Raw genomic sequence first — 16,020 nt, forward strand, 5'->3', positions numbered from 1 at the left:
CCTTATGGCTGAAATTCGCCCCTGTTCTGCGGCTGAGCGGAACGTCACATTCCGGAACCTCGGTGCGGATTTTGCCGTCGCACGCCGCCGGCCTGATCGAGTGCAATACGGCCGCGGTGCGCGACTCAGTCGCTCAGTCGCAGCGCGAGCTCGGTCAAGTCCCGTACCAGCAGCACCCGCTCGCCGAACCCCGGCAACGGCACATGCAGCGCCGCCGCCCACCGCGCCGGTACCGTGTCGATGCCGTACACCGCCCCGGCCGGCCCGCCGGTCACCGCCGCGACGGTGACCGTGTCGCCACCGAGGTCGACGGCGGCGCGTACGGCGTCCTCGTAGGAGGAGGTGGTGCGCAGGGCCCAGACGGCGGAGCCGAGGCAGGGCCACACGGCGCCGTTGAACTCCGTTGCCTGGTCGGGGTGCCAGTCGGGGGCGAGGACGGTGGTGTAGCGCTCGCGGTGGCGGGGTGGACCGCGTCGAGGGTGTCGGGGACGGCGGTGAGCGGGTCTTCTCCGGTCAGGGCGACCCGGACCAGCTCATGGAAGATGGCGGTACCTTCCAGGTTGCCCGGTCTCCGTGGGTGAGCGCGGCGAGGTGCCGAGCCGCGTCCATGGTGGCCTTGCGGCCGTGGCGGGCGAAGTGCACGGCGGAGGTGGCGGCACGCATCAACGCGCCGTTCCCCGCCGCGCGTTGATTCACCTGGAAGTGCAGCGCGGCGGCCATGTCCCAGGGGTCGCCGCCGGTCAGTACCGCTTCCGTCTGGAGCCCGATGTCCTTCGGGCCCGCCGCCGCCCAGCGCTGGAAGCGCTGGAAGCGCCGGAAGACGTCCGGGAGTTCGAGTCCGCCGCACTCCAGCACTGACTCGCCGAGCAGTACGGCCATCTGCGTGTCGTCGGTCGCCTCGCCAGGGTCCCAGCCGCCGCCCCCGCACATCTCGCCGCCGTGGCCGAGCTCCGGGAAGCGGGCCGAGAAGGCGCCTTCGGGGCCGAACTCGAAGGGGGCGCCCAGGGCGTCGCCGACGGCCGAGCCGATGACTGTGCCGAGGGCGCGGTTCGTTCGCGGGTGATTGCCATGGGGCCGCTCATGGTGTGGTACCAGGTCATCGACTACCGCAAGCGCGTATGCATCCAGCGTGTGACCTGGCTCGGCTGAGCTTCGAGCCGCCGTCGGGCGGGGCCGCTGACGGCGGCTCGACGATGTCGGCCAAGCCGGAGGTTCAGTCCCGCGCCGCCCCCGGATGCGCCCGCACCCAGCCCTCCCAAGCCGACGCGATCATGTCCTGCACATCGTGCTTGGCCTTCCAGTCCAGCTCCGTGGCGATGCGATCCGCCGAGGCGACGACGCGGGCCGGGTCGCCGGGGCGGCGGGGAGTGACGGTCGGGGGATGGTCGTAGCCGGTGATGGCGTTGATCATGTCGATCATTTCGCGGACCGAGACGCCCTCGCCGCGGCCGATGTTGAGGGTGAGGTCGAGGCCGGGCGTGGAGCGCAGGGCGCGGGCCGCGGCCACGTGGGCCTCGGCCAGGTCGACCACGTGGATGTAGTCGCGGATGCACGTGCCGTCGGGGGTCGGGTAGTCGTCGCCGAAGATGCGCGGGGGCGCGTTCTCCGTCAGCTTCTCGAAGACCATCGGGATGAGGTTGAAGACGCCGGTGTCGGCGAGCGCCGGGGTGGCCGCGCCCGCCACGTTGAAGTAGCGGAGGGATGCCGTGGAGAGGCCTGTGGCGCGGTTCGTCGCCCGGACCAGCCACTCGCCGGCCAGCTTCGTCTCGCCGTACGGCGACATCGGTGCGCACGGCGTCTCCTCCGTCACCAGGTCGACGTCCGGCATGCCGTAGACCGCCGCGGAGGACGAGAAGACGAAGGCTCTCACGTTTCTCGCCGCCGTCACGGCCTCCAGGAGGGCTCGCAGGCCCTCGACGTTTTCCCGGTAGTAGTGCAGGGGGCGGTCGACGGACTCGCCGACCTGCTTCTTCGCCGCGAGATGGACGACACCGGTGATGCGATGGGCCGCGATTGCGCGGGCGACGCGCTCGCCGTCGAGCGTCGAGCCGACGACCAGCGGGACGCCGTCGGGTACGCGGGATTTGATGCCGGTCGACAGGTCGTCGTACACCACGGCGCGCTCGCCCGCCTCGGTCATCGCCCGTACGACATGCGCTCCGATGTAACCGGCGCCGCCGGTGATCAGCCAGGTCATGCGGCCGTCTCCTCGTCAGTCCTTGTCAGTGGGGCTGCGGTGTCAGTGCCAGTGAAGCAGGCGGCGGAGTCTGCCGCGGGCCACTGTCATGGCTCCCTGTATGCCGGGGGCCACGCGGAGAGCCAGCGCGCCTGAGTGCGTGATGTACGGGTGCACGAGTACTACGGCGTGCCGGGCGGTGATCACGGCTCTGCGGCGCAGCAGGCCGGCGCCCGTGCGGGCGTGCGCCGTGACCTCGCGGTACGCGCCGCCCCGGAAGCCCACGCGCAGGCGTAAATCCCAGGTGGCCGACCGGCCCGCCGGGGACGCTCCGGGAAACGCCGTCCAGGAGACCGTCGTCTCAGCCGACCACAAGCCCCCGTCGGCCGAGTGCGCGAGTGCCACGGTCGTGGGCGGTCCCGCCGCCCGCCCCGTCTCCCGGCACCGCCACTCCACCTCCAGCGCCTGCGGGCCCGCCTGCGCGACCCTGCCGTACAGCTCATGCAGGCGCAGCCGGAGAACGGCGGCACGCGCGCGTGGGCGCAGTTCCGCGTCCACGGTGAGGGGGAGGAGGCGGACCGGGCGGGTCAGCAGTGGCTCCAGGGTGACCTGGGGGAGGGCGGGGGACCAGACGGGGGTGCCGTCGGGGGTGTGGGCGTAGGGAGGGAGCAGGCGGGCGGGGCGGGAGGCGAGGTCCCTCAGGCGGGGCAGGTCGCGGGGCTCCGGGGAGGCGAGGACGACGCGGCCGATGAGGCGGCCGGGGGCGGTGGGGTTGTGCGCCCAGTCGGCGGCGTCGTACTCGGCGAGGTACGCCCGGGTGTGCGCCCACCACGCACGTTGGTAGTCCGCGTCGCGCAACCCCAACTCGCGGGTGTACATGCGCAGTTCGTGATCCAGGAACTTGGCGCGGGCCGCCCGTGCCAGCTCCTTCTGCCCGGCGCCCAGCAGGATCTCGTACGCCAGCCGGCACGCCTGCGTGCGCGCCCGCCAGTTGGCGATGCTGGCGCGGTCCAGGGAGATCGACAGCCGGTCGGCGGAGCGGCGCACGTGCCAGATGTACACGCGGTCCGGGACGAGGGCGACGCGCGGACCGGCGGCCAGCACGCGCGCGCTGAAGACGACGTCCTCGTAGGGGAAGCGGCCTTCGGGGAAACGGATGCCGTGGCCGCGCAGGAAGTCCGTGCGGTAGAGCTTGTTGACGCAGAGCGTGTCGTGGACCAGGCGAGGGCGCTGTGCGGGGCGCTCGAACACGGCGTGCGCTGCGTAGAGCGATGCCTCCCAGGGCACCGTGCGCCCCTCGGGCAGCTCCCGTCGCACACACAGCCCGCCCGCCACCTCCGCATCCGCCCCCGTCGCCGCCGCGAGCAGCGTGTCCACCGCGTCCGGCGGCAGGACGTCGTCGCTGTCCAGGAACATCACGTACGGCGAGGTCACCCGGTCGAGCCCGGTGTTGCGGGGGCTGCCGCAGCCGCCGCTGTTGACCCGGCGCCGGACCGCCGTGACGCGTGGTTCGGTCGCGGCGAGGCGGGTGAGGAGCTCCGCGCTGCCGTCCGTCGAGCAGTCGTCGACGGCGATGACCTCCCGGACGACGGGCCCCTGCGCGAGCGCCGAGCGGACGGCGGACGTCACGTGTGCGGCGTCGTTGTAGCCGATGACGACGACACCGACACCGACATCGATGCCGGCTTCGGCCCGCGCGTCGCGCGCGGTGTGGGGGGTGCGAGGGTGCATGGGGCCGAGTTCCGGAATCGTGGGAGTGGTCGGAGATCGCTCGTTGAGTTCCTCACCGCGGATCGTAAGCTGCCGGAATGCCGCATCAGGGGTAATGAGGCAGCAATAAGTAGAACGTGTCGTTTAATAGCACAAAGTCGGCCCTGCGGCGGCGCGGGCCGCCGCCTACGCCTCGCGCCCCGCCGTCTACGCCCCGTGTCCCGCCGCCTCCTCCTCTTCCCTCAGTGCCGCCGCGTCCAGCGCCGCCGTGAGCTCGTCCAGTCGCGCCCGCAGCTCGCGGATCTCGTCCACGTCGAAGCCCGTCGCCGCGGCGATCCGGCGCGGCACCTGCAGGGCCCGCTCGCGCATCGCGGCGCCGTCCTCCGTCAGCCGCACCTCCACCGAGCGCTCGTCGCGCGCGCTGCGCTCCCGGCGGACCAGGCCCGCCGCCTCCAGCCGCTTGAGCAGCGGTGACAGGGTGCCGGAGTCGAGGCGCAGGTGTTCGCCCAGCTTCTTCACGGGCAGGTCGCCGTGCTCCCACAGCACCAGCATCACCAGGTACTGCGGGTAGGTGAGCCCCAGGTCCTTCAGGACCACGCGGTAGACGCCGCCGAAGGCGCGCGACGCGGCGTTCAGGGAGAAGCAGATCTGCTGGTCGAGGCGGAGCCAGTCGGCCGTGGGCGTGGTCGTCATGCCTCCAGGGTAGCTCGCGCTCGCCATTCAGTTGTGTGCAATTGAATTGTGTGCTCTACTTGTCGTCGTGCGGCGGCCGCCAACAGAGCCGCCGGACCGTGACTCGACTCGAGAGGGATGGTTTTCCATGGACGCGCTCTACACCGCTGTCGCCACCGCCACCCACGGCCGCGAGGGCCGCGCCGTCAGCAACGACGGCCAGATCGACCTCGCGCTCGCCATGCCGGTGGCGCTGGGCGGCAACGGCCAGGGCACGAACCCGGAGCAGCTGTTCGCCGCCGGGTACGCCGCCTGCTTCGGCAGCGCCCTCGGCCTCGTCGGCCGTGCCGCCAAGGTCGACGTCTCCGACGCCGCCGTCACCGCCGAGGTCGGCATAGGCAAGCAGGGCGAGGGCTTCGGTCTGAAGGTGACGCTGCGCGTGGAGCTGCCCGACACCCTGGACGAGGCGACCGGCCGCAAGCTGGTCGAGCAGGCCCACCAGGTCTGCCCCTACTCCAACGCCACCCGCGGCAACATCGACGTCGACCTCGTCATCGAGTAACCCCACCCCGGATCGACCGTCACCGGATCGACCGTCACCGGTTCGACGTCACCGGATCAACCGTCACCGGACAGACCGTCACCGGATCCGCCGGCCCGTCACCCGATCCGCGCCAGCACCTCCCCCGTCTCCCGGCTCCACGCCACCACCACCGCCTCCTCCGGCACCCGCTTCCACCGCGTCAGCAGCAGCCAGCGCGCGTGATAGCGCCGGGCGACGGCCGTGCGCTCGGCGCGGGTCGACGTGACGGACAGGTAGGCGCGGACGTCGGCGAGCCGGCGCTTCCGTTCCCGCTCGTCCAGGGCGGGGTCGGGCCAGATGGGCGCGGCGAGGTCCGGCCCGTACCCGGGGAGGGAGCGCGGGGCGAAGTGCCCGTCGGAGATGACCACTTCGCCCTTCTTGATGTGCCGTGCCGCCCACGCGTACGACGGCCAGATCGACGGCTGCTCCAGCCCGACCGGATCCAGCGCGCCCGGCACCACCGCCCCGCCCTGCACGGTGAGGAACCCGACGCAGGCCCCGACGGCCGCGGCCCCGCCCAGCGCCCGGCGCGCCCTGCCCCACGGCCGGGGCGCCGCCAGCTCCACGGCGAGCGCGAACTGCAACGGCACCAGGGTGAGCCCGAGGATGCGGCCGTAGGTGTAGTGGCCGCTGACCCAGCCGTACGCCACGAGCAGGCAGTCGAGCGCGAACAGCAGCACCAGCGGATCCCGCCAGGGGCCTCGCCGCCATCGCAGCCACAGCGCCGGCAGCCCGAGCAGTGCGAGCCAGAACTGTCCGGCCAGGTGCTCGTACAGCTGCCGGTGAATCCCGTCCACGCTGCGGTCCCCGGCCAGCGCGAACACATCGAAGTACGGCCAGACCCCGGCGACCAGCACCGCCGCAGCCGCCGCCACCCCCCACCGCACTACCACCCCCCACCGCACGCCCACGGCATCCCGCCCCTCCCGCCACCCCCGCTGCCACCCGGCGACGAACGCCACCGCCCCCAGCAGCGCGGCCGCCGCGGTGATCGGATGGATCAGCAGGATCAGCCCGTACAGCGCCCCGATCCCCGCGTACCCGGCGTACCCCGGCAGTCCGCTCGGCCCCACGTACCGCACGAGCCCCTCGCCGCGCGCTCGCGAACCCGTCAGCGCCCAGGCCCAGAAGGTCAGCCCGATGGCGAAGGCCGACGGGTAGCCGAGGTTCCCCGTCATCGACATCAGGCTCAGATAGCCGCTCCACCAGGCCCGCTCGGTCCCCCACAGCAGCGTCATCGCGCCCAGCGCGAGCACCGGCGCCCAGGGCCGGGGCGTCAGCACCCGCACGAGGCGGCCGATGCCGGTCAGCAGCACGAGCAGGTTCAGCGGGCCGGCCAGCCGCACCACCTCCCAGCCGCCCAGCCCGGTCAGCCGGGCGAACACGCCCTGTGCGACCGCGTACGGCGAGTAGTACGGGCTGCCCGCGCCCGGCAGGTCCGCCATCGGATGGCGCGGGTGGAGCAGGTTCGCCTTGAGGCGTTCGACGACGGCCGCGTGCTGGCCCGCGTCGCAGCACAGCGGCACGGCACAGTACGCCAGCGTCATCACCAGGAAGAACAGAAAACCGAAGACCTGGTACGGCGTCGGACGCCAACTGCGGCCGCCGCGCAGGGCACTCGCGCCGCGCACGGTCCTCCGGATGAGGACACCGGCAGCGGCGCCCGCAGTCTTGTTCTTGGAGGTTGTGTGGGTTTGAGGCATTTGCCGTATGTTCCCGGCCGGGTCGGTCGGGTCAACGGCTTTGCCTCACGTCACCTCATCGAGTGAGCCCGCGGTGCCGCCGGAGCCGGCACCCGCTCCGTCCCGACCGGACGCTCCGGCACCGGCTCGCCCAGCATCAGCGACCGTACGACCCGCTCCGCGGCCATCCCGTCGTCGAACTCGCAGAACCGCTCCCGGAATCCCGCCCGCAACCGCGCCGACTCCTCGTCCCGCCACGTCCCGGACGTGAACAGCCACGCCAACTCCCGGTAGGAGCACGAGACATGACCCGGCGCGTCGGCCGTGATGTCGAAGTAGGCGCCCCGGCTCGCCGCGTACGCCCCCCAGTCGTCGGCGTGGATCACGATCGGCCGGTCCAGGTTGGCGTAGTCGAACATCAGGGCGGAGTAGTCGGTGACCAGGACGTCCGCGGCGAGCATCACGTCCTCGACGTGCGGCTCGTCCGTCGCGTCGATCAGCACGCCCCGCCGGTGCAGATCGGCCAGGCCCATCCCGCGTGCCGTGCCCTTCGCCAGCGACGGGTGCAGCCGTACGACGAGCGTATGGCCCGCGCCCAGGTCCTCGGCGAACCGGGCCAGGTCGATCCGGTCGACATGGCCGCCCCGCCGGTAGTCGCGGCGGGTCGGCGCGTACAGCACGACGGTGTGCCCGGCGGGGACGCCGAGCCGCGCACGGGCGGCCTCACCCGCCTCCGGTCCCGCACCGACCAGCACGTCATTGCGCGGGCTCCCCGTCCTGAGCGACGTGAAGTGACAGGGATACGCCCGCTCCCACACCAGCTCCGAGTGCCGGTTGGCCACCAGGCTGTAGTCCCAGCGGTCGGCGCGCCACAGCATCTTCGGCACGTCGAAGCCGTGCCGCGCTCCGGGCTTGGTGAGCAGGTCGGCCGCCATGTACTTGAGCGGGGTGCCCTGGTGGGTGTGGATGTGGACGCTGCCGGGACGCTTGGCCAGGGTGCCCGGCCAGTTGACGTTGTTCACCCAGTACGTGGCCCGCGCCATGACCTCGTGGTAGCGCCGCGAGCCCGGCAGCACGAAGTCGGTGCCGGGCGGCAGCGCGTCCACCGCGTCCTCCTGGACGACCCAGACGCCCTTGAGGTGCGGGGCGATCTCGCGCGCCTTGGCGTGGATCGCCGCCGGGTCGCCCAGCACGCCGCGGTGCGAGAACGAAGAGTAGACGGCCAGGTGCGGATCGAGCGGCAGCCTGCACCGGGCGCCGTACCAGACCCGCCCGGCCCGCTCCGACGCCGCCCGCGTCACCCGCCGCTTGCCGTTCCCCGCCGTCCTGCGCGCCTCGTGCAGACCGCGTGCCACGGCGTACCGCGCGTAGGGCGCCGTCGCCAGCAGCCGCATCTCCTTGCCGCGCCAGCCGTCGGGCGGGGTGAAGCCCTCCGGGACGTGACGGGTGTAGAAGGAGCGGATCCCGCGGTAGAAGGCCCCGCGGTCCTTCGGCAGCACCCGGTCCTCGCGCGCGAGCACGAACAGCATGTGGTCCAGGGCCCGTTCGAACAGCAGCGGACGCGCCCACGCCAGGTCCGGGCGCCCCTCCAGGAACGCGAACAGGCCCTCGTACTGCGGAAAGATGTCGAAGTGCCGCCGCCCCGGCGTCTTCGTGATCGCACCCTGCCGGCGCTGCCGGTACTCGACCCCGATGCGCTCCAGACAGGCGATGCGGTCGGCCAGCACCATCGAGCGGTAGGTCACGGGCGCGTCCTCGTACAGGCCGGGTGCGTAGCGCAGCTCGTGCTTGATGAAGAAGTCACGCCGGTACGCCTTGTTCCAGGCGACCAGGAACAGATGCAGGTACTCGGGGCTCTCGCGGACGGTGAAGGTGCCGGTGCCGGCCGCGGCCAGCAGGTCCGCCGCCGAACTGCGGCCGCCGCGCCCCCACCAGTGGGTGCGCACATGGTCGAAGACCAGGATGTCCGGGTCCTCGGACGCCTCCAGACGGGCCGCCACCGCCGCCAGCAGGCCCGGCGTGTAGGCGTCGTCGCTGTCGAGGAAGAGGACGTAGTCGCCGCTCGCCTGCTCCAGACCGGCGTTGCGGGCCCGGCCGAGGCCCACGTTCTCGGGGAGGTGCAGCACGCGCATGCGTGCGTCGCGCTCGGCGTAGGCGTCCAGGATCTCGGGGCAGCCGTCGGGGGAGCGGTCGTCGACGGCGATCACCTCGAAGTCCCGGTACGACTGCCCGAGCACCGAGTCCAGGCACTCCCGCAGGAAGCCCTGCACCTTGAAGACGGGGACGATGATGCTGAAGCGGGGCACGTCAGTTCCTCACGAGGGTCGTCGCGGCGGGGGCGGGGATGCGCTCGGCGAGCGGGATCACCGGCGGGATCGCCTCGGGCGGCTCGCCGAGCAGCACCCGGCGTACGACGCGCTCGGCGGCGCGTCCGTCGTCGAACTGGCAGAAGCGCTCCCGGAACGCGGCGCGCAGGGCCCGGGCCTCCTCGTCCGCGTACGAGCCGTCGCGGAACACGGCCGCCAGCTCCCCCGGCGTCCGCGCCACCCGGCCCGGCGGGGCCTCCATCAGGTCGAAGTAGACGCCCCGCAGCTCCCGGTAGACGTCCCAGTCGTCGGCGTAGACGACGATCGGCCGGTCCAGATTGGCGTAGTCGAACATGATGGACGAGTAGTCGGTGATCAGCGCGTCGGCGGCCAGGCACACGTCCTCGGAGGAGCGGTGCGCGGTGACGTCGATGATCCGGCCGGTGCCGCGCGCGTTGCCCTGGTCGTAGAAGTAGTGGGCGCGCAGCAGCACCACGTACTCGTCGCCGATCTCCTCGCAGAGGGCCTCCAGGTCGAGGCTCGTCTCGAAGCCGGTGGCGTAGTCGCGGTGCGTGGGCGCGTACAGGAGGGCCTTCTTGCCGTCGGGGACGCCGAGTTCGCGGCGGACGCGGGCGACGTCGGCGGCGGTCGCCGTGTAGTAGACGTCGTTGCGCGGATAGCCGTACTCCAGCGGCTCGTGCGCCGACGGGTACGCGCTCTCCCACATCTCGGTCGAGTGCCGGTTGGAGGTGAGGTTGTAGTCCCAGCGGTCGACGCGGGCCAGCAGCTTGGCGAAGCTGCCGGTCGCCGCGGCCACCACGGGATACGTCGACTGGTCGGCGCCCATCTTCTTCAGCGGGGTGCCGTGCTGGGTGGACAGATGCACGCTGCCCTTGCGCTTGACGACGGCGTCCGCGAAGTTGGCGTTGTTGACCAGGTACTTGGCCCGGGCGAGCACGTCCCAGTACTCACGGCTGCCGATGACCGCGTACTCCACGTCCTTCGGCATGGTGTGCGCCTGGTCCGCCTCGACGAGGAACACCGAGCGCAGGTGCGGGGCGAGTTCGCGCGCCTTGGCGTGGATCGCGGCCGGGTTGCAGACGTAGCCGCGGCCCCAGTACGCGCAGTACACGGCGAGGTTGTGGTCCAGCGGGCGCCGCAGCTGACGCCGGTAGCGCAGCCGGGTGCGCAGCCCGTGCGGGCGCGGCACACCCGCCGCCATCCGCGCCGCCGCCTGGTTGGCCCCGCGCAGCGCCCGGAACGCCGCGTACGCCCCCTTCGCCAGCAGCCGGTGCTGCACGCCGAGGCTGCCGCCCGGGACCCGGAACCCGGCGGGACAGTGCCGCCGGTAGAGCCTGCTCGCCCGGCGGAAGAAGGCACGCCGCCCGCGCGGCAGCCGGCGCGGATGGGCCGCCGTCTTCAGTACGGCGGCGAAGAGCTGCTCGAACAGCGCCGCGAACCGCTCCCCGGAGAGCCCCTCCTCGGCCGCCCGCGTCAGCACCAGCTCGGCCTGGTCGAGCAGCTCGACATGATGCTCCCCCGGCAGGCCCAGCCGGCTGCCCTGCCGCCGCAGCAGATGCCGTACGACGACCTGCCGCAGCACCGCCACGCGCTCGGCACGCGCCATCACCAGGCCACCGAAGCCGACATCGGTGAAGTGGCCGTCGGGGAAGGCGAGATGCCGCTCGGTGAGGAAGGCCCGGCGGTAGGCCGCGCTCCAGGCCGGGAGCTGGACCCCCGTCAGCTCCGGCGCCCGGGCGGGGGAGAAGACGCCGTCCGGTGCCCGCTCCAGCAGCGGCGCGGCCGGGTTGGTCGGCTCGCCCACCCACCACGGGGTCCGCTCGTGCTCGAAGTGCAGGACGTCCACGTCGCCGGTCTCACGCAGCCGGGCGTCCAGTGCCGCCAGCGCACCGGGCACCAGCACGTCGTCACCGTCCAGGAACAGCAGCCACGCACCGAGCGCCGCCCGCATCCCCGCATTGCGCGCCCCGGCCAGCCCCGCTGCCGGCGGCGAGTGCACGGGCGCCACCCGGCAGTCCCGCTCGGCGTACCCGGCGACGACGTCCGCCGCCGGGGAGTCGGGCGCGTCGCAGACCGGGATCAGCTCGAAGTCGCCGAACGACTGGGCGAGGACCGAGTCCAGCGCCTGGGACAGCCGGCCCGCGACCCCATGGGACGGAACGATGATGCTGAAGCGGGGCATACTGCTCTTTCTGTCGAGGTTCTTCGGGGGACCCGGGCCGGTCGCCTAGCGCGGCCTTGCCGGCACAGCGCTCGGCACCGGATGACGCTGCTCGAGTGGGACGAAGGGTGGGACTCCCCGCTCGCCCAGCACCACATGGCGTACGACCCGCTCGGCGGCGCGACCGTCGTCGTACGGGCAGAAACGCTCCCGGAACGCCGCCCGCAGCTGCGCGGAGCGCGACCCGCGCCAGTGGCCGGTGGCGAAGATGTCGATCAGCTCGTCCTCGCTGCGCGACACCGCCCCCGGCGGGAAGGACCGCAGGTCGAAGTAGGTGCCGCGGGCCGCCTCGTACGCCTCCCGGTCGTCGGCGTGGATCACGATCGGCCGGTCCAGGTTGGCGTAGTCGAACATGATCGCCGAGTAGTCCGTCACCAGGGCGTCCGAGGCCAGGCACAGCGATTCGACGCTCGGGTGGTCGGTGACGTCGATGACCTGGCCTCCGGTGGGCGCGAGCGGGCCGCCGTGCCGGTGGTGGGCGCGGGCCAGGATGACGTGGCCGGGGCCCAGGCGACGCAGGACGCGATGCAGGTCGAGGGTGCCGCGCTGGGTGCGGCGGTAGTCGCGGTGGGTGGGGGCGTACAGGATCGCGACCGCGCCCTCGGGGACGCCGAGCGACTCGCGGATCCGGGCCACGTCCGCCGACGTCGCCTGCTGGAAGCGGTCGTTGCGCGGGCTGCCGTACTCCAGCGTCGTGTAGCCGCCCGGAAAGACGCGCTCCCAGGTCAGGGTGGAATGGCGGTTGGCCGACAGGACGTAGTCCCACTTGTCGACCTGGTCGAGGAGCTCGTCGAAGTCCGTGTCCCCCGAGGCCGCCGGGCGTTCCCGCAGGTCCAGGCCCATGCGCTTGAGCGGGGTGCCCTGCCGGGTCTGGACGAGGACCTGGCCGGGGCGCTTGACCAGGCGCCGGTCGAAGTCGGCGTTGTGGACGAGGTACTTGGAGCGGGCGAGGGCCGTCCAGTAGGCGGCCGTGTCGGGGCGCAGACGGCGGGTGCCGGTGGGGACGGAGCCGTGCTGCCCGGTGTCGGCGATCCAGGCCGTACGGATGCCCGGGGCGTGCGTGCGGAACGCCTGCTCCAGGGCGCCGGGGTTGCACCCGTGGCCGCGGACGCCGTCGGCCGCGAAGACGGCGCGGTCGGAGCGCACCGGGAGGCAGCGCTGGATGCGGTAGTGGAGGCGCAGGGCGGTGGAACGCACGCCCTTCAGCAGGCGGTCGGTGAGCTTGGCGGTACGGCGGAGAAGGGCCCCCGTCCGTTGCAGGGCGTGGTAGGTGCGGTGCAGGCCGAAGCGGACCAGCGTGTAGTGCAGGCGGGTGCGCGCCGGGACGGGGGCGCCGCCGGGGGAGTGGTAACGGCGGTAGTACGTCCGCGCCTTGCGCAGGAACTCGGCGCGGCGGCGGCGCGGGAGGCGGTCGCGGCGGCCGAACACCACGATCAGGTGGTCGACCATCCGGCGGAACAGCAGCGGCCGCCAGCAGTCGAGCCGGGGGGTGCGGTCGACGTACGCGAAGACACGGTCGTACTGCTCGAAGATGTCGAAGTGCCGCGGGCTGACCGTGCCGAGGATGCCGCCCCGGCGCCGCTGCCGGTAGTGCACGCACACCCGGTCCAGGGTCGCGATCGACTCCGCCGTCATCAGGACCGGGTACGTCCAGGGCGTGTCCTCGTAGTGGCCGGACGGGAAGACGAAGCCTTCTTCCTCGACGAACTCCCGCCGGTACGCCTTGTTCCAGGCGACCATCAGCAGCCGCAGCAGCCCCGGCCGGTCCGCCAGCCGGAACGGCGCCGGGCCCTGCTCGGAGAGCTGCGCCGCGGCCTGGTTGCGGATCGTCTCGCCGGTCCAGTAGGTGCGCGCGTAGTCGTAGACCAGGACGTCCGGTTCGCCGGTCTCCTTCAGCCGGTCGGCGATCGCGTGCAGGGCGTCCGGGGTGAGAGTGTCGTCGCTGTCGAGGAAGACCAGGTAGTCGCCGGTGGCCTCGGCCATACCCGCGTTGCGGGCTGGCCCCAGCCCCTGGTTCTCGGCGAGGTGCACCGGGCGTACCCGTGGGTCGCGGGCGGCGAACTCGTCGATGATCGCGCCGCACGCGTCCGGCGAGCAGTCGTCGACGGCGATCAGTTCGAGATCGGGATACGACTGGGAGAGCACCGATTCCAGGCACTCGTGCAGGTACGCCTGGACCTTGTACGCGGGGACGATGACACTGAACCTGGGCAAGGGACATCCACTGGGTCGACCTGGGCGGTGGGGCTGTCGCCCTGCCGGGAACGGCCAATGGAGTGACTTGGTTACGGCGTGGTACGGCATACGGGGGACGGTGAAGAAACGAAAAGGGACGGGCCGGTGACGGCCCGTCCCCCTCAAGTGTGCTGAATTTCCGTCTATTTGACCGCGCCCGCCATCACGCCGGACACGAACTGCCGCTGGAACGCGAAGAACACGACCAGCGGGATCACCATGGAGATGAACGCGCCGGGCGCCAGGACGTCGACGTTGTTGCCGAACTGCCGTACCTGCGTCTGCAGGGCGACCGTGATCGGCTGGCTGTCGGCGTCCGTGAAGATCAGCGCGACCAGCATGTCGTTCCACACCCACAGGAACTGGAAGATGCCGAGCGCGGCGATCGCCGGCCCGCCCAGCGGCATCACGACCCGGAAGAACAGGCGCAGTTCACCGGCGCCGTCCAGGCGGGCCGCCTCCAGCAGCTCCCTCGGGATCTCCGCGAAGAAGTTGCGCAGCAGGAACACCGCGAACGGCAGCCCGAAGCCGACGTGGAAGAGGATCACGCCGGTCAGGGAGCCGAAGATGCCGATGTCGCCGAAGAGTTCGGCGATCGGGATCAGCGCCACCTGCACGGGCACGACCAGCAGACCGACCACGGCCAGGAACCACCAGTCGCGGCCCGGGAACTCCATCCACGCGAACGCGTAGCCCGCGAGCGAGCCGATCACGACGACGAGGACCGTCGCCGGGACCGTGATCAGCACGGTGTTGAGGATCGAGTCGGTGATGTCGCTGTTGCTCAGCAGCTTGTCGTAGTTGTCGAAGGTGAGTTGGGAGGGCTTGCTGAAGACCTCCCACCAGCCGCTGGCCCCGATGTCCCCCGGCGAGCGGAGCGAGGACAGCAGCACACCGATCGTCGGGACCAGCCAGAACAGGCCGACGACGATCAGGAACACCCGCACCAGCCCGCCGCTGACGAACGCGGCGAGCCGGGCGCCGAGGGACTGCTCGGCCTTGACGACAGTGAGGGGCTCGGGTGTGTTCTTCCTGAGCCCGCCTACGTCGGTGGTCATCGCCTGCCCTCCCGCCTCAACCGACGGACGTTGAACCACATCACCGGGATCACGAGCAGCAGCAGGAACACCGCGATCGCGCTGGCGATGCCCGGCTGGTCCTCGGAGAAGCCCTTGCGGTACAGCTCCAGCGCGAGCACGTTCGCGTCGTCCTGGGAGGAGCCCGGGGCGATGATGAAGACCAGGTCGAAGATCTTCAGGACGTTGATCATCAGGGTGACGGTGACGACCGCGAGCACGGGGGCCAGCAGCGGCACCGTGACCCTGCGGAACACCTGCCACTCGTTGGCGCCGTCGACCCGTGCCGCCTCCAGCAGATCGCGGGGGATGCCCGCGAGCCCGGCCGCTATCAGCACCATCGCGAAGCCGGCCCACATCCAGATGTACGACCCGATGATGGACGGCGTGACGAGGGACGGGCCGAGCCAGTCCAGCCCGTTGTACGGCTCCTTGAAGTTGCTGCCGGGCAGCCGGAGCCGGGCCCCGTCGGCAGCGGCCGGCAACGTGAACGTGCCGTCGTCGGCGGCCTTCGTGGAGGCCACGACCTTGCCGTCCTTGACCGCCTCGATCTTCATCCCGGCATAGCCCAGCTCGGCCGGGTCGACGCCGCCGAGCGTGCCGACGCCCTTGCCGCGCGTGAAGTCCTGCCAGGTGGTGCCGGTGACCTTGCCCGGCTCGGCCTTCGCCGCCACGGCCTTCTTGGCGTCGTCCGGCATCTGGTCGGGGGCGACGCCGACCAGGGGCAGGGTGACCGGGGTGCCGGCGCTGACGGTGGCCTTGGTGATGAAGGCGCCGCCCGGTGCCGCCTCCAGGGGCGACTCCCGGCCCGGGTGGGCCTTCGGGAACGCGGACGCCTGCGCGAAGGTGTCGTGGACGCCCACCCACACCGCGTTCGCGACGCCCTTGTCCGGGTCCTGGTCGTACACCAGCCGGAAGATGATGCCCGCCGCCAGCATCGAGATCGCCATCGGCATGAAGACGACCAGCTTGAACGCCGTACCCCAGCGCACCCGCTCGGTCAGCACCGCGAAGACCAGACCGAGCGCGGTGGCGATCGTCGGGGCGAACACCACCCAGATCACGTTGTTCTTGAGGGCGGTGCGGATGCCGTCGTCCGTGAAGAGGGACTCGTAGTTGTCGAAGCCGGCGAAGCCGTCGCCGGACTGGTCGTAGAAGCTGCGGACGACCGAGTACCCGATCGGGTAGACCACGAGCGCGCCGAGCAGCAGGAGAGCGGGCAGCAGGAAGAGCGCCGCCATCGTCCAGCGCGTGCCGGTCACGCTCTTGCGCGATTTGGGTGCGGCAGGGGCCGGACTCTTCGAGGAGATCCCTGCCGCTTCCGCCGACGCCATGGCG

General features: G+C 71.9%; 11 protein-coding genes and 1 pseudogene. 2 read left to right on the forward strand and 10 right to left on the reverse strand.

Going from position 1 to position 16,020, the window contains the following annotated elements:
• Window positions 1-125: 125 nt before the first annotated feature.
• Window positions 126-1,029 (reverse strand): annotated as a pseudogene (locus ACIBU0_RS43530) (ADP-ribosylglycohydrolase family protein).
• Between ACIBU0_RS43530 and ACIBU0_RS43535 the strand changes: the two are divergent.
• Entirely contained in the window at window positions 940-1,149 is a 210-nt protein-coding gene (locus tag ACIBU0_RS43535) for a hypothetical protein (protein WP_398830243.1), read from the forward strand. The pseudogene ACIBU0_RS43530 and the gene ACIBU0_RS43535 sit on opposite strands and share 90 nt — an antisense overlap.
• A gap of 64 nt (window positions 1,150-1,213) precedes the next feature.
• Here the strand turns inward: ACIBU0_RS43535 and galE are convergent, their stop codons facing one another.
• The 3 genes from galE to ACIBU0_RS43550 all read right to left on the reverse strand — a co-directional run bounded on the left by galE (window position 1,214) and on the right by ACIBU0_RS43550 (window position 4,579).
• Window positions 1,214-2,197 carry a UDP-glucose 4-epimerase GalE gene (gene galE, locus ACIBU0_RS43540; protein WP_398830246.1) on the reverse strand — a complete coding sequence of 328 codons (984 nt, stop codon included), beginning with the start codon at window positions 2,195-2,197 and terminating at the stop codon, window positions 1,214-1,216.
• A 42-nt stretch (window positions 2,198-2,239) separates the two neighbouring features.
• Window positions 2,240-3,907 carry a glycosyltransferase gene (locus ACIBU0_RS43545; protein WP_398830249.1) on the reverse strand — a complete coding sequence of 556 codons (1,668 nt, stop codon included), beginning with the start codon at window positions 3,905-3,907 and terminating at the stop codon, window positions 2,240-2,242.
• A gap of 186 nt (window positions 3,908-4,093) precedes the next feature.
• The gene (locus ACIBU0_RS43550; RefSeq protein WP_398830251.1) at window positions 4,094-4,579 is read right to left on the reverse strand and encodes a MarR family winged helix-turn-helix transcriptional regulator; all 486 of its coding nucleotides are present in this window, start codon (window positions 4,577-4,579) and stop codon (window positions 4,094-4,096) included.
• Between the two features lie 127 nt (window positions 4,580-4,706).
• Here ACIBU0_RS43550 and ACIBU0_RS43555 point away from each other — a divergent pair, with 127 nt between their 5' ends.
• Complete coding sequence (locus tag ACIBU0_RS43555) at window positions 4,707-5,120, forward strand: organic hydroperoxide resistance protein (protein WP_398830254.1); 414 nt, start codon at window positions 4,707-4,709, stop codon at window positions 5,118-5,120.
• Between the two features lie 98 nt (window positions 5,121-5,218).
• Here ACIBU0_RS43555 and ACIBU0_RS43560 read toward each other — a convergent pair whose 3' ends face one another.
• The 6 genes from ACIBU0_RS43560 to ACIBU0_RS43585 all read right to left on the reverse strand — a co-directional run bounded on the left by ACIBU0_RS43560 (window position 5,219) and on the right by ACIBU0_RS43585 (window position 16,016).
• Entirely contained in the window at window positions 5,219-6,844 is a 1,626-nt protein-coding gene (locus tag ACIBU0_RS43560; protein ID WP_398830255.1) for a hypothetical protein, read from the reverse strand.
• A gap of 50 nt (window positions 6,845-6,894) precedes the next feature.
• A complete protein-coding gene (locus tag ACIBU0_RS43565) occupies window positions 6,895-9,129 on the reverse strand; it encodes a CDP-glycerol glycerophosphotransferase family protein (RefSeq protein ID WP_398830258.1) in 2,235 nt (744 codons plus the stop codon).
• A gap of 1 nt (window position 9,130) precedes the next feature.
• Window positions 9,131-11,332 (reverse strand): CDP-glycerol glycerophosphotransferase family protein, encoded by a 2,202-nt coding sequence (locus tag ACIBU0_RS43570; protein ID WP_398830261.1) that lies wholly within the window; start codon window positions 11,330-11,332, stop codon window positions 9,131-9,133.
• A 45-nt stretch (window positions 11,333-11,377) separates the two neighbouring features.
• A complete protein-coding gene (locus tag ACIBU0_RS43575; protein WP_398830264.1) occupies window positions 11,378-13,585 on the reverse strand; it encodes a CDP-glycerol glycerophosphotransferase family protein in 2,208 nt (735 codons plus the stop codon).
• Window positions 13,586-13,749: 164 nt separating this feature from the next.
• The gene (locus ACIBU0_RS43580) at window positions 13,750-14,664 is read right to left on the reverse strand and encodes a carbohydrate ABC transporter permease (RefSeq protein ID WP_398830267.1); all 915 of its coding nucleotides are present in this window, start codon (window positions 14,662-14,664) and stop codon (window positions 13,750-13,752) included.
• A complete protein-coding gene (locus tag ACIBU0_RS43585; RefSeq protein WP_398830270.1) occupies window positions 14,661-16,016 on the reverse strand; it encodes a carbohydrate ABC transporter permease in 1,356 nt (451 codons plus the stop codon). Before ACIBU0_RS43585 ends, ACIBU0_RS43580 begins: the two co-directional genes overlap by 4 nt.
• Window positions 16,017-16,020: the final 4 nt, after the last annotated feature.

The organism is Streptomyces sp. NPDC049627, assembly GCF_044465645.1.
GTDB lineage: Bacteria > Actinomycetota > Actinomycetes > Streptomycetales > Streptomycetaceae > Streptomyces.